This is a genomic window from Viridibacillus sp. d25.2 (assembly GCF_055456015.2).
The window spans coordinates 2779406-2793197 of record NZ_CM196652.1; the positions used below are offsets into that span (position 1 = coordinate 2779406).

A 13792-nucleotide genomic window follows, 5' to 3' on the forward strand; every position below is an offset into this window, starting at 1 on the left:
AAATGCTAATGATTTATAAGACAAGCAGGCGCTTTATGCACTTGCTTTTTTACTTGTAAACAACCCATTGATTTTTCTGCGTCTTCTTTATTGATTATTATTGAAAATCTAATGCTACTACATAGATACAACTTCCCTCTTCCCATGTAGCTAAGATTTCGTATATCTTTTGCCCTTTTTCTTTTGCATCTTCAAAATTTTCATAACTGGCATTCATTTTACTATCTTTCTCCAAGACTCTAATTTCATATGTAACTGGTTCTTTTTTAAAACTTAATTTTACATGCTCATTTAGATCGGCGCTAATGGCTTTATCAACAATAATTAATTCGGTTGAAGGTAATGATTCTGATTCTACACCCACTGTTTCCCCTGTTTTAGTATCTAAATAACTCCAATTATATCCACCTTGTTGAGCAATAACTTTCTTTTTACCTATTGAGATAGCTAAAGCTGGTGGTTTTTCAAATTGTGATTGTGCACTCGTATTTAAATTACTAAGTTGTTCTTTCTTTCCCTCACTCATATTTCCGCATCCTACTAATAAAACAATTAAAAACAATATTAAACATTTCATACTAAGTTTTTTCATCTAACTTTTATCTCCTATATTTTGCTACTCTTTTTATTTATTTTCCATAGCATATTGCCATAAAAAATTAGTTATTATAATTGCACCCTCAAGCTCGATTTATATCACCGCTTTCATTTCTCCTCAAAAAAGCTTCTCTACTAATTTATGGTGCAGGGACAGCAACTAACTTGCAAGCTAATTGGCTTTCATATTGGAGCAATGTATCTCCCCTCTCTTCTAACTGGTGTACTAGTAGATAAAATGGGACGTATCACTATGGCTATTGCTGCTGGTGCCACACTACTAGCATCTGGTATTTTAGCAGCTTTAACACCTGGAGATTCTTTGCCATTTTTAATACTTGCGCTTGTTTTACTTGGCATGGGGTGGAACTTCGGCTTTATTAGTGGAACAGCACTTATTGTAGACGCTACTAGCATTACTAATCGTGCAAAAACGCAAGGGACAGTGGACGTTTTAATTGCCTTATCAGGAGCATCTGCCGGAGTATTGTCCGGCATGGTCGTAGCAAATTCTAGTTATGCTACACTTTCCATTGTAGGAAGTATACTTTCACTTTTACTGATCCCAGTTGTAGTTTGGTCACGAAGTATACCGAAAAAGCAAATATTATTAAGTTCAGAAGAGTAAACTCTGCAATTGGTTAATTCCTACCAGGCGGCACAGCGATCGTACAGGTCCGTACTTCCAAATAGATAGAATATCTCACTTTTAGTTAAAAAAAATTTATTTACCCCGATATTAAGAAGGTATTATCAATTATTGGTAGTAATTAAAAAAATTAGGATGCGGAGTTGGTATTATGATATCTTTGAGAAGTACAAGCAGTCACTATTTAATGAATCGAGGAGCATATAGGCAAAGTAATTTTTCTGAACAAAATACTGGTAACATCTATAAAAGTAACTCTAAAATTATTCAAGAAGCACTAAAAAATATAAATAAGGGTTCAAAACTATCCTCAGAGCAAATTGAAGTATTAAAAAATGCTTCAAAAAATGGATCATTGACTCCTTTCTTGAAGGAAATGGGTCCGTCGGGGATGCGAAATTCGCGTGAATTACAAGACACAATTAATAATGCAAAGAAAACAAACGCGACTCTTGGTGGGGATAAAAGTAAAAAACTAACCTCTAATCAAATTAAAATGTTAAAAAGTGCTTCAAGAAGTGAATTATTGACTCCCTTCTTGAAAGGAATGGGGTCTTTAGGTAAGCTTAATTCGCAAGAAAATGTAAGAAATCATAAACTTAGCGCAACACTTAATGCTTATAAAAGGTCAATATAAAAAGCAATTGAAGGGTATTTATGATAATTATTCACAACATGATTGGCGAAGTAAAATAATATGTAATCATTCTGTTGCCATAGAATTTAATTAACCATAAAAATTAATACATTAATAAAAACAATGTTGCATTATTAAAGGGACCGTCAATATTTATGTGTAAATGAGTGTGACCTTTTCTTGTAGATGCTCTTTTATTCTTTTGATTTGAACATTAATTCCAACTCTGCACGCGATTTGTCGAACCCTAAATGACATCGTGTAGCGAAGCGTTGATTGTACTGATCAAACTGAGATACAAGAAAGCGTTCCAACGATTCTTCGTTTGGGAATTGCTCTTTTCGCTTGCTGTATTTCTTGATTTGTTTATTAAAGGATTCTATTAAGTTTGTGGAGTAGATGCTGCGCCAGATACCTTTTGGAAAGCTGTAGAACGTGAAAATATACGGATTTTCAAGCAATGGCTTCGTTACTTTCGGGTAAATGGATTTCCATTTCTCCACAAATTCTTGCAATGCTTTTTGCCCCATTTCGAGGTTGTCTGCACGATAAACAGTCTTAAAATCCTCGCAAATTTCAGCTCGATCTGTCACACGTACTTTATGTGCAATATTACGTGCAAGATGCACACAACACGATTGATATTTTGACTCGGGAAAGACGGAGAAAATACTATCAGTAATACCTTTTAAACCATCTGAAATGAATAATAATATTTCTTCTGTGCCACGATCTCTGATATCTTCCAAAAGTTCTTTCCAAACTCTAGCTGATTCATTTGGTGCGATTGTGTAAGCTAAGACTTCTTTAGAACCATCTTCACGAATACCAACGGCAATATAGACGGCTTCTTTTGCGACTGTTTCACGTTTTAGAGCGATATATGTCGCGTCCAAATAAACGCACGCATAACGTGCAGAGAGAGCTCGAGCTTGGAAAGCTTCTACCTGTTCAGACATCACTTTCGTCATATTCGAAATCGTTTGTGGCGTGTAATGATGACCATACATTTTCTCAATTAAATCAGAGATTTCCGTCATCGTTACACCTTTTTGGAACATATGAATGACAAACGATTCGAGCGTATCATTTGAACGCTTATATGGAGCCACAGTCTGTTGTCTAAATTCACCGTTGCGATCACGTGGAATGGCAATTTGAAGATCACCAAATTCTGTGTGAAGCGTCCGTGAATAGGCGCCATTTCTAGAGTTGCCAGAGTTGAAGCCAATACGGTCATACTTTTCGTAATCTAAGAAACATGTCAATTCGCTCGCTAAGAGCGCGTTTACGGCCGATTCTAGGTGCGTGCGAAAAACTTCCTTAATATCTTCTTTTTTTACTAGAGCTTGGACAATATCTGTTGTAAACTTATTCATAGGGAAGACCTCTTTTCTGTGAATTGTGTTGTGGTGACTTAATTCTACAAGAAAAGGTCTTCCTTTTTCTATTTATTCATTTACACAAGATATTTTACGCTCTCTTATTAAAAACTAACATTTGCAACATTGTTTTTTATTTTGTATTTATCTTTGTATTTATATGTAATGAAACAAACCTAATTAGCGTTGAATAAATATTAAGTCTTAATCTCAGCGTCACTAATTTTATCTGTAAATACTATTTTTCTTTGTGAATATTAAAAGGAAAATATTGTTTTTTAGAAACAAATGGAAATTTACAACTTATTTTTTAAAAAACTCTGTAATGTACTTGTTTTCTAAGACGGACACTTTTATTTACTCTTTGCCCTTTTGTGTAAAGTTTTCCTCCGGTCCGCCTTAATAAGTTCTGAATAGGTACCTACAACGTTTTGATTTTTCATTAGAACATTTCCTCTTTTCATACTAATTTCAGTTAATTAGTGTAATTAAGTAATTTTATCGATCACACTACTTTATTAATTGCTCTAAAACAATGCGAGTTGCTCCCCTTCACCATAGTCATCTCTCTAAAATGCTGAATTTGTTTTAACCTATTCTCAGGTTTAAGGTATTGTAAAATGCCCATACCAAGAAGGACATCCACTTTTTCAGAAATAACTAAATCGTTTACATTTCCCTCAACTAAATTAATAATCAATCCATTTTCTTTTGCCCGTTTTTCTGCCTTAAGTAATCCACTTCATAAGATTTTTCCCCCTATTACCTTAAAACCCTTTTTAGCGAGAAAACACTATTTCTGCCTTTACCACATCCTAATTCAAGGACAACTTTATCTTTAAAGGAATCGGAAGGTAGGAAATCAAGCAATTTAATCACAAGCTTGTTTGGCTCTATACCAAAGTGGTATTCTGCATTTGAATAAAATTGGTCATAATTTTTTATATCCATTTCTTATTTCCCTTCAGAGTTTAAAAAGTTTTTAGAAATAACAACGGCATTACAAGATTTTTCATAAAACTCAACGGGACCAGCTTCTCCAATAATAGCGTATTCATAGTCTCTTTCCTTCATCTCAACTAAACATAAATGCAGCAGAGTATTTCCTATCCCATTTATTCTATTTGAAAAAGATGTACCCATTGGACCGAATAATCCTTTTTTTCCTCGAACAACATCAAAGCAAGAAAAACCTACATTATCTTGGTCTTCTAAAGCGATAAAAATAGGAATATCTACTTGTAAAAAACCATTTTCAATAGAGTCTAACCATTCTTCTCCAAATTCTTTTTCTACAAAAGCTTTCAAGGAGGCATAATCACTTTGCTCTGCTTTTCTAAAATTTATATTGCTTGCTGGAATAGGAGGAAACGAATAATCTTTTAAAGAAACAATCATATCCCTGGGATAAGACACGATTTCAAGTATACGAGAAATATCGAGTCCAGAAAGTATTGCTTTTGTTAAAGGGTCATCAATTTTAAAAATTGCATCTACTATATGACCTTCATTTATAAAATTTTGTTTGAAACGGTTCATACGATTATTTGCGTTCAATATTACTATTTTAGAGGTTTGCGTAATATTTGATTTAAAAGGTCCGTAACTAATACCTTCATCTTCCATTTCAAATTGCATGTCCCTGACTCGTTCGTTTAGTATCTCTGTAAGATTTGGATAATTAATATATAACTCAGCACACACACCTGTTCTTTCAAGCAATAACCCCAAAAGTAAGTGTACAGGATAAACAACCTTGGTTGTCCTTTCAGCTTCTGTTTCTGCATATTTTAGAATTCTTAGCGTTCTTTCTGTAAATCTCAAATAGTCTTCCTCCCTGTTATTTTTTTAATAATCCTATTTATTCGGAATTAATTTCAGTAATTTTTCACCACGCTGTTTATAAGCATCCAAATGATTTTTTAATATTTCTTCATTATTAGTTTCTAAAATGTTAATTGTCTTTCTTACGAAGTTCCAATTTATGCAACCAGCTAACCATATTAGTGAAGATAGACGGTCAAAATCATTTTCACAAAGAAAATCACCTATTTTGTAACCTTTTATAAAGGCATTAGCGACAATAGGAGAAATTTCATTTGAAGATACTCCGTTTGTTCGGGAATACCATTTGATTAGCCAAGCTAAACCCTCTATCCTATCACTGTAGCCGATTGATTCAAAGTCAACAATTCCTTTTATTTTTCTATTTTTATCCCAGATAATATTAAGTGGATTTAAATCTGATTGTATAATAAAATCAAATTGCTTCGTTTTTGCATTTTCTATGTGATATTCGGTTGTTTCAAGATAATTAACTACCATTTTGAAATTTTTTAATGATATGTAAGATTTCTCAACTTTATTTCGAAGATTATCAACAAATTGGGAGTAACCAATAAGCTGAGATTGTTTCGAAAAGGCAGAACTTTTATATAAGCTTGAAATATCATGAAACTTTCTTGCCATTTTACCAAATTCCTCTGCAATGTACTCATCACAATGAGTAATATGTTCTCCTTCAATCCATTCAAATAGTATAAAACGATAACTTTCATTTTCTATTTCAATTGTTGTGAAAGGTAAATCTACTGAAACGGGGAATAAATGCATAAAAGGAACTTCATTATTAATAAGAAATCGGCAAAATTTGGTTTGTTCAAATAAAATATTATTTGAGATTTCTCCAAATACAGTGTTGGGGGAACGCTCCTTTTTAATGAAACTTGCATAAAATTTTTTTCCATCAGCAACTATTTTATAATGTAGGTCATTATTCCAACTTCCTATGTGTAGCTCTTTTTCTATAATTAGTGATCTGTTCCCTAATGAGTATGGTTCAAGTGCTTTTTTTATTAGTTGGTACAATTTTATATCTCCTTAGAGTTAAGTAGTTGATAAGTTTACATTAAAGTATCTTTATATCTTGTTGTTTGTTACCTCACAGCTCACTTAACACTTGGTTCAATTTATGTTTTGAATCATATTTCACACTTAGATATAATCCAGCCACGAATGACCAGTTGGAAATTGTCTTTTCAAAGTCATTTTTAACCAATCCCTTTGTTCAGGCAGTAAATATGGAAGCATAGTTTGAAGATCTTTAAAATCTTTTTCCCTAACATTTGAGCTACCACCTTTATAAAGAAGTTGAATCTCGGGCCTCAGGTAAGGTATCCCCTCAGCTGTTCTAAAAAAAATATCCTCTAATCTTCTTCGAATAGATTTTTCTCTCCTGTATATCCAGGATTGTTGCTCTGTCTCTACTAACATAATTTGAAAAGCCCAGGGAGAACTACTGCTTTTAGTAGCCCAGATGTCATTTGTGGTTTTTAAAAACTCGCCTTCTTGCCAAGGAACAAGTTTCCCATTCTCTGCTTTGTATAACATCCAATCACCTGACAAATAATTATAGGCAGTTAATTGTTCCTCTCGAAGTATTATTACATCTATATCATCATGTACCCTTGACTGTTTGCCTAAATGTAAATCTAAAGCCCATCCCCCTGCAACACCCCATTTAATTGGAATAATGGAAAAGAGCTTATAAATCTCTGTTACGGTGATTGATTCCCAATTATCTATATCTGTCCTCAAATAAATGTCCTCCCGTAGCGTTGAAATAAAATTTGATTAAAAATATCCTGTAAACGTTGATTTTCGTTATAAAAACCCACCGTTTTAAAATTAACGGTGGGATTCTATTGATTAAATAGTGTGTTTTCTTAAAAAGTTGAACAAAATTCCCAAGAAAGCTATCCTATATATTTCCTAAATGATTCGTATCATTTATAAAGTGAATTACCTTTTCCTTATCAGTAAGTTCAATTAAACTGATTCCTGTATCTCCAATTTTAAAATAATAATCCATGTTGATTGGCATTTGGTAAAAAGCTCGTAATATATTATTAATTACCCCACCATGAGCAACAATCGCTATTCGCTCATATGTATTTCCTGTCACAATCTTAGAAAATATCGTTTCAATTCTCATTCGAAATTCTATGAATGTCTCTCCATTTTCAAAACTTTCATGAAAAAATTTTGGCTCAGGATACTTTTTCGCTTCTTCAAAGGATAATCCAGCTTGTACACCATTATTAAACTCCATTAATTCTTCTTCCAATTGCACTGGGCATCCAATAGTTTTCCCTAAAGTTTCGGCGGTTTCGCGTGCTCTTTTTAACGTACTTGCCCAAATAAAATCTGGCGGGAAATCATTTTTTACTTTTTGTGATAAACTTCCCACTTGCTTTCTACCTCTATCCGTTAATTCAAAATCAGCTCTTCCTTCATGTACGTTTAAAATATCTGCTTCCGATTCTCCGTGTCGAATTAATAGTATTTGCATGTCTTTTTCCCCCTATTTTTTTAAAATCCAAAAAGTATAAAACTAAACTGCTCTGTTAATTGAATAAGAACATCGTTTATTTATTTTTTAATCCATTACTTTTTCTAATATCTTATTTATAAATTCTGATTCACCTAATGTATAGGATTTTCGGTCTTTTACTGTATCTGCTAGAATTTCAGTTATATATGTATTGAACTGACCTCGACGTTATTGAAAATCGACTGCACTATTGAACAATTGCCCCCGTTAGTCTAAAAAGAAGCTTTATGTGTTACGTATTGTAACTTTCCCTTCTTTATTTTCTTCGTGGTTCCATTCAACTTGAATCTCAAATGTTCCATCTTTAAAAAATAAAGGAAATCTTCTCCGTATCGATGTCTGCATAGGAAGTTTATATGCGTTCTCTATATCTACCCAAACAGCTTTCCCCTCAGGAGCATCTTTCAAAAGTTCACCCTCGAAATCCTTTGTTATGTAATTAAATATCATATATCTATCTTTAGCGACTGGATTAACATATTCATAAAGCCCTTTATAAATGAGGTTTCTAACTTCTAACCCGGTTTCTTCTTTTACTTCTCTGATAGCACTCTCTACAATACTTTCAGGAAACTCAACTTTACCACCCGGTGGAATAAATCCTTTGAAATTGTCGTGCTGTCTATCCAGAAGTAAAACCTTCTCTTCACTTTGAATCATACAAACAGTCCATATTTTATAATTAATAGAATCGCTCATAATCCCCTCCATATTTTTCATCACCATATATATATCCTTCTTATTCGACTAACCTGCGTCTTTAATTTAAGTAGAAGAAGGCTCAACCCCTTATGAAAGTAAAGCCTCCGTTAGCTCAAGATTTTCTTTCAAAAACTTTTGCTTGGTGTTAATACGATTTAATAACCTTTTGTTCAATTCCCATAACGCCGTTTTATTGCTATCCCATTTCAAAAGCGTTGCTGCCTCTTCAAAACATAACCATTTGTAGTTGAGGTGCTCTTTTGATAAAGATATATCTTTTGTAGGAACTTTAACACCAAAAGAAAATTCTTTTAATACATAAACATCTTCTCCCCAAAGGAAGTTCCCAACTACATCTTCTACTGGTAGTGAAGACATAGAATCTAATTCAATATATGGATAATCTCTTGTAATACCAGCCTCTTCAAATGCTTCTCGTTTAGCTGATTCAATAGGAGTCTCACCCTCTTCTCCACCACCAGCTAATCCCTGCCAATATCCATAATCACTTCTCTTAAAAATTGCATATTCAATAGAATTGTCAGTGATTCTATAAGGAAATACCAAAACTTGATATGGTGCCCTCATTGCTTATCTCCTCCCAAAAATAACCTTAAAATAAATTTGACCTTTCTTCAACCAACCTGCTCCGTTAGTTGAATAAGTAAACCTGTTTTGCGTAGGAATCCCAATCTTTATTATCAGTATTTATTTCAATTGTAGGAATGATTGAATTTTTAGCTTGACTCCTATACTCTTGTTGTTGTTCTAATAATAATTCACACGCTAATTTCATTTCCTCCATGGTTTTCCCTTCCCATTCATTGGGATTTCTACTACTTATTCTTTGCTCTAAATTCTCTGGTGATACAGTTAACAAAGTACATCTTGCTCCCATTTCATATAACTGTGCTTCTAATTCCTTGATTTCATCTGATATTGAATGAGAAAATGCTACTCGATGATTTAAATGAAACCTTTCCAATATAAAGAATAAGCCTTTTGAACGTTGGGTTTGTCCTATTTCTCTTGACCAATTATTTAACATTTTCAGCATCGTGACTCTTTCTTTTAAGACTTGTAAGTGTTCATCTCGACTTAACGACTTAAATTCACCATTTACTTTGTGTAATACCTGCGAATAATGCTCACTGAGAACTATGACACTACGTTCGGCATCATCACTTGTGTGAAGTTGCTTCAACGCTTTTAAGACTGATGTTTTTCCAGCATTCGAGTAGCCCTCTAAAATTATCCCTCTAAAATTACTCATTCTTCCCCCTAATTAATGTTATTTCTATCTAAATAAGGTCTGTAGAATTATTTACGCTTGTTCAACTAAATGCACCGTTAGTTTAAGTACATTTGTACATTTTTTCACAATCTTATAAAGCAACTGTACTTTTAAGGTTGATTGTATCCTTTAAGAACTTCTCCGTTAGTTTTTCTCAATTTGAACCAGAGATTTACACTTTCGAAGAACTTTGCACCATTTTCAATCATACCTAAAGCATCATTAACCGAAATTTCATCAGGGTAATACCTTTTAGCACATTCATAAAATTGAATTGCAAATTTTTTCATTTCTTCTTCGGGTAATAAGTGTATTGCCTTATTTTTTGGCATCTGCCATATTTCAATGGCATCTTGATGTACTAAAGATAGGACGTGAGATATTGTTGGAGAAACTTGTGTATTGAGTAAACGTACAACTCTCGTTAACCTCTCTTTTCCGTGGTCTAATAGTGTAGGAAAATACTTGGGGACAACTGTTAAATCATTTAATGATTGTAATGCCGTTTGCTTCAATTGTTCATTTGATGCTTCTTCTACTGGCAACCTTCCAGCCACAATTTGATAAGCACCAGGAACTGGACCAACAAATCCCTCTGGTAATTTATCTGTTAATGCTTCACATTGAATATAGCTAAATGGTTTTGTATCAATTTTGCTTAAGTCTCGATGAATTTTTAGATATAACTCCAATGGTAGTATACCTTGTTTTTCAAAAGCCGTTTCCTTCAAATAAAGATGAAAATCAATATCGCTTGAACCTGGAATAATGCCACCTTTTACTACCGAACCGTGGACAATTAAACCTACAAAATCCTCTCTTATATGATATTGATAAATATAAGCAACTTTTTCTACAATTTTTTATGCTTCCTCTTGTATATTTAAAATATTTGTCGTCATAAATACCTCCTAATCATCCTAAATACAATATTACTCTATTTTGCATAATAATCCCTTAATCTACCAAACCGCACCTCAAGCTCAATAATTTAAGAATAGATTTGCTCACAAATAAAAACTGAACTAAATTTAATAAATATTAGTTCAGTTTAAAAATACACAATAGTAAACATATCACTGTTTATAAACCTGTTACATTATCAATAGGTATGGACTTATACCATAATGGTTGATCCAAATTAAAATAGTCATGATCTGCTAAAATGAGATGGATTCTTTGCAATGCATCATCAAAAGATTGTTCATCATATTTTTTCGTCCACACAATCGTAGAGACAATATTCATCGCTGCATAAAGAGCATATATTCGCCAAAAAGTTTCATCTGGAGAATCTGTAAAATAACCATTTATTTGTCCAATACAAAATGGGATACTATGTCTTCTACTAAATAAAGAAAGATTATAAAAATCATGATAGGGGTCACCAAAATCATAGCCATTAAAATCAATTACGCCATTGTATGTATTATGTTGAACGATGATATGGCCCAGATGAAAATCATCATGGAGTAAGGTTATAGGTCGACCTTTAAGAAGGTGGAAATTGTTTTCAATAAAGTTTAGTATTTTATGCTCTCTCGGCAGTTGATAGCTACCTTTTTTATATTCATTTAAATAAAAGCTGAATTTCTTTCTTTGAGCTTCTTCCCAGTGTATCGTTTGTGGGGGATGGACATGTAGTTGATGAATTTTCCTTAATTCTTTCCCAGCAGCAAGACCTATATTAAATTGCTCCACATCAGAAAGATTCGAAATGAATTCATCAGTAGGGTATCCTTCAATATAGCTTAATACCATGACAGAAAGATTAGCCTCAATCAATAAAGAACATTCTATGGCTTTATGCGTTTGTACACCTTGTTTTTCTAATGCTTGAAGCAATGAAAATTCGATGGTTCGTTTTTCGTGATATTGTATGTCAGATAATCGTACAAAGTATTGATTTTGGCTGACGGTAACTATGTATTTTTCATCTAGTGAGTATCCTTTCTCGACTTTTTTTATAGATGAATACCCTTTAAGGCTCGATATGTAGTCTATTACACTCTCAATTAACAAATTCAATCCGCCTTTCTCGCAACAAGTAAGAATGAAAATGATACTATACGGTTAAATAACTGTCAATGTTATGTTATTTTGGTTTTGTAATCCTTTTTTTGAATTACTCCTTGAAAAACGTCAGAGTACATTAAGATCACTAAACTTCTCGTTATGACATACTTCAATTCATTATCGAGAGCAATGGCATTTAAAAAAGTTACCAGCTGTAGAATTCAGCACCATTTCACTTCTCCAACTCTTTTTCTATACAAGCTTCATACATAATTTCCTTTAAAGGTTTCCCGAATATCTCTTCTAAAATATTTTGTAATCCAAATCAACCACTTCTAAATCATCCGTAATTTCATTAAACCTTTTTTGATTCAAAGTACAATTTCAAATTACTTTTTCTTAATTTATTAGCTTCTTTAATTAAGTCAATTTTTTTTGATGTACTTTTTTTTGAGCTTATTGCATTTTCTACGATTGCCGGAGCATCGTTTCCTAAGTTAGGGAAATTCTGATTTAAATATTCATATAAAGCCTTTTTTCAATATAGGATGGAACGCTAGGTGCTAGAGGCAACTCGAATGGTAATTTGTTATCTGCCAATTGTTGAGGAGTATTATATATAAACTGAAAGGCATTTTGTAGCATCCTTTTTTTCCTTTCATCATTCACCTCATACACCCCTTGTGAGTCAAGAGTAATGCGGTCAAATTCAACCATTACTAGTTTGTCTGGCTTTCTATTTTTTGTTCTGTAGTACAGCATGACCTTTAAAACATCCTGCTCTGAAAGCTCCTTCATTTCTTTAAATCTCCCATCCTTAGGATTAGGAATCTTATAAATTTTATTATCTTTAGAAATATACAACCATTTTACACCACCCATAATCAATCCTCCTAAAACAACCAGAACATTAGTTCCCTTCTGGATTATAATGAACAGCAGTAAAAAGTTCAAAATATAAATAACTAATTTGACTTTTAACTATACAAAACTTTCAAATAAAGATTGATTGAAAGTATGCTGCGAGCATTTATATTATTAATAGAAGAAACTTCACTTATTTTCATACACTTGAGTAAAAAAATAAGATTGAGCCTTCATAAGATCAATGTTTTTGGAAAAAAACCCAAGTTAATACCCCATGGATTTTCTACTTAAGTGAAGTTGAATTAATTAAACGCTTCTAATATATTTCGATTTTCATTTTTTCAAATTTGGTACTATAACAAGCATCTAAAGCTATGTAATATATATTATTAGCTGTATTTTTCTGAACGACATCTTTTCAATATTTGTCTTTGTACCAGTTTCAATATCAGTTTGATCGCTCTATGGAGAAGTATAGCCATATCTTCCGTGAAAATCCTGTTACTTCCTCTCAGTAAAAGGAAATATAGGTAATGTAAATCTAAGTAATATATGGCTAACGAGGTGCTTTAGTTAAATTTTCGATTCACATTACCACACAAACACCTGATAATCATTTATTTGCATATCCATTTGTATTTAATATCAGCTAAGGTTTCTTCATTTTCGTGTCCTCTACCTATGATTTCAAATCCTTGTTTTTCATAAAATCGTTGTGCATTTTCATTTACTTCAAATGTGTATAATGTTAATCTCCCATTTGATTATGCTTTTACTTTATCTAGTAATGTACAAATCTTTTTGTCCAAGAATGTTGAACTAATCCTAAACGTGAATATTCAACCATAAAATTCCTAAAATAAAATATAGCATAAGCTTTCCAAACGGAAAATTTATGCTTTACGTCACAATTACTCATTAAGAATAATTTTTTTATATACAATTTAATATCAAAATATACTCATAAATCCATTATTTGTACGAAAAACGTCTTTAATAGTATTTATTAAAATTTCAAATTAAAATATTCCTTTGTTATCAAATAACTCCAACTATATCCACCTGGTTGAGCATTAACTGTCTTTTTACCTATTGAGATAGCTAAAGCTGGTGGTTTTTCAAATTGTGATTGTGCACTCGTATTTAACTCTATCTTTCCTTCACTTGTATTTCCACATCCTGCTAATAAAACAATTAAAACCAATATTAAACTTTTCATATTAAATTTTTTCATCAAATTTTTTATCTCCTATAT

Annotated in this window: 15 protein-coding genes and 2 pseudogenes; 2 read left to right on the top strand and 15 right to left on the bottom strand. The window is 32.4% G+C overall.

Annotated elements, in window-relative coordinates; all coding sequences use genetic code 11:
• Positions 1 to 97 precede the first annotated feature (97 nt).
• The gene (locus tag ACZLO7_RS13785) at positions 98 to 592 is read right to left on the bottom strand and encodes a hypothetical protein (RefSeq protein ID WP_464940496.1); all 495 of its coding nucleotides are present in this window, start codon (positions 590 to 592) and stop codon (positions 98 to 100) included.
• A gap of 177 nt (positions 593 to 769) precedes the next feature.
• Here ACZLO7_RS13785 and ACZLO7_RS13790 point away from each other — a divergent pair.
• Both ACZLO7_RS13790 and ACZLO7_RS13795 read left to right on the top strand, forming a co-directional pair.
• Positions 770 to 1225: pseudogene (locus tag ACZLO7_RS13790) on the top strand (MFS transporter); the annotation flags it as partial.
• A 208-nt stretch (positions 1226 to 1433) separates the two neighbouring features.
• Positions 1434 to 1883 carry a hypothetical protein gene (locus ACZLO7_RS13795; RefSeq protein WP_464940497.1) on the top strand — a complete coding sequence of 150 codons (450 nt, stop codon included), beginning with the start codon at positions 1434 to 1436 and terminating at the stop codon, positions 1881 to 1883.
• Positions 1884 to 2077: 194 nt separating this feature from the next.
• On the opposite strand, the gene ACZLO7_RS13800 is transcribed toward ACZLO7_RS13795, so the two are convergent.
• The 14 genes and pseudogenes from ACZLO7_RS13800 to ACZLO7_RS13865 all read right to left on the bottom strand — a co-directional run bounded on the left by ACZLO7_RS13800 (position 2078) and on the right by ACZLO7_RS13865 (position 13774).
• Complete coding sequence (locus tag ACZLO7_RS13800; RefSeq protein WP_464941454.1) at positions 2078 to 3262, bottom strand: IS256 family transposase; 1185 nt, start codon at positions 3260 to 3262, stop codon at positions 2078 to 2080.
• A 765-nt stretch (positions 3263 to 4027) separates the two neighbouring features.
• A complete protein-coding gene (locus tag ACZLO7_RS13805) occupies positions 4028 to 4216 on the bottom strand; it encodes a hypothetical protein (RefSeq protein WP_464939999.1) in 189 nt (62 codons plus the stop codon).
• 3 nt (positions 4217 to 4219) lie between these two features.
• A complete protein-coding gene (locus ACZLO7_RS13810; RefSeq protein WP_464939998.1) occupies positions 4220 to 5089 on the bottom strand; it encodes a Clp protease N-terminal domain-containing protein in 870 nt (289 codons plus the stop codon).
• A gap of 33 nt (positions 5090 to 5122) precedes the next feature.
• Positions 5123 to 6133 carry a phosphotransferase gene (locus tag ACZLO7_RS13815; RefSeq protein ID WP_464939997.1) on the bottom strand — a complete coding sequence of 337 codons (1011 nt, stop codon included), beginning with the start codon at positions 6131 to 6133 and terminating at the stop codon, positions 5123 to 5125.
• 126 nt (positions 6134 to 6259) lie between these two features.
• Positions 6260 to 6862, bottom strand: a complete 603-nt coding sequence (locus ACZLO7_RS13820; protein ID WP_464939996.1) for a nucleotidyltransferase domain-containing protein — start codon at positions 6860 to 6862, stop codon at positions 6260 to 6262.
• 163 nt (positions 6863 to 7025) lie between these two features.
• Complete coding sequence (locus ACZLO7_RS13825) at positions 7026 to 7616, bottom strand: histidine phosphatase family protein (protein WP_464939995.1); 591 nt, start codon at positions 7614 to 7616, stop codon at positions 7026 to 7028.
• A 267-nt stretch (positions 7617 to 7883) separates the two neighbouring features.
• Positions 7884 to 8357, bottom strand: a complete 474-nt coding sequence (locus tag ACZLO7_RS13830; RefSeq protein WP_464940003.1) for an 8-oxo-dGTP diphosphatase — start codon at positions 8355 to 8357, stop codon at positions 7884 to 7886.
• 90 nt (positions 8358 to 8447) lie between these two features.
• Entirely contained in the window at positions 8448 to 8948 is a 501-nt protein-coding gene (locus ACZLO7_RS13835) for an NUDIX hydrolase (protein ID WP_464939994.1), read from the bottom strand.
• Positions 8949 to 9012: 64 nt separating this feature from the next.
• The gene (locus ACZLO7_RS13840) at positions 9013 to 9633 is read right to left on the bottom strand and encodes a hypothetical protein (RefSeq protein WP_464939993.1); all 621 of its coding nucleotides are present in this window, start codon (positions 9631 to 9633) and stop codon (positions 9013 to 9015) included.
• A gap of 131 nt (positions 9634 to 9764) precedes the next feature.
• Complete coding sequence (locus tag ACZLO7_RS13845; protein WP_464939992.1) at positions 9765 to 10346, bottom strand: hypothetical protein; 582 nt, start codon at positions 10344 to 10346, stop codon at positions 9765 to 9767.
• 391 nt (positions 10347 to 10737) lie between these two features.
• Positions 10738 to 11676: an aminoglycoside phosphotransferase family protein gene (locus ACZLO7_RS13850; protein ID WP_464939991.1), complete on the bottom strand. Its 939-nt coding sequence runs from the start codon at positions 11674 to 11676 to the stop codon at positions 10738 to 10740.
• 507 nt (positions 11677 to 12183) lie between these two features.
• Positions 12184 to 12552, bottom strand: coding sequence for a hypothetical protein (locus ACZLO7_RS13855; RefSeq protein ID WP_464939990.1), 369 nt, complete (start codon positions 12550 to 12552; stop codon positions 12184 to 12186).
• Between the two features lie 602 nt (positions 12553 to 13154).
• Positions 13155 to 13328: pseudogene (locus ACZLO7_RS13860) on the bottom strand (GNAT family N-acetyltransferase); the annotation flags it as partial.
• Between the two features lie 215 nt (positions 13329 to 13543).
• The gene (locus ACZLO7_RS13865; protein ID WP_464939989.1) at positions 13544 to 13774 is read right to left on the bottom strand and encodes a hypothetical protein; all 231 of its coding nucleotides are present in this window, start codon (positions 13772 to 13774) and stop codon (positions 13544 to 13546) included.
• Positions 13775 to 13792 lie beyond the last annotated feature (18 nt).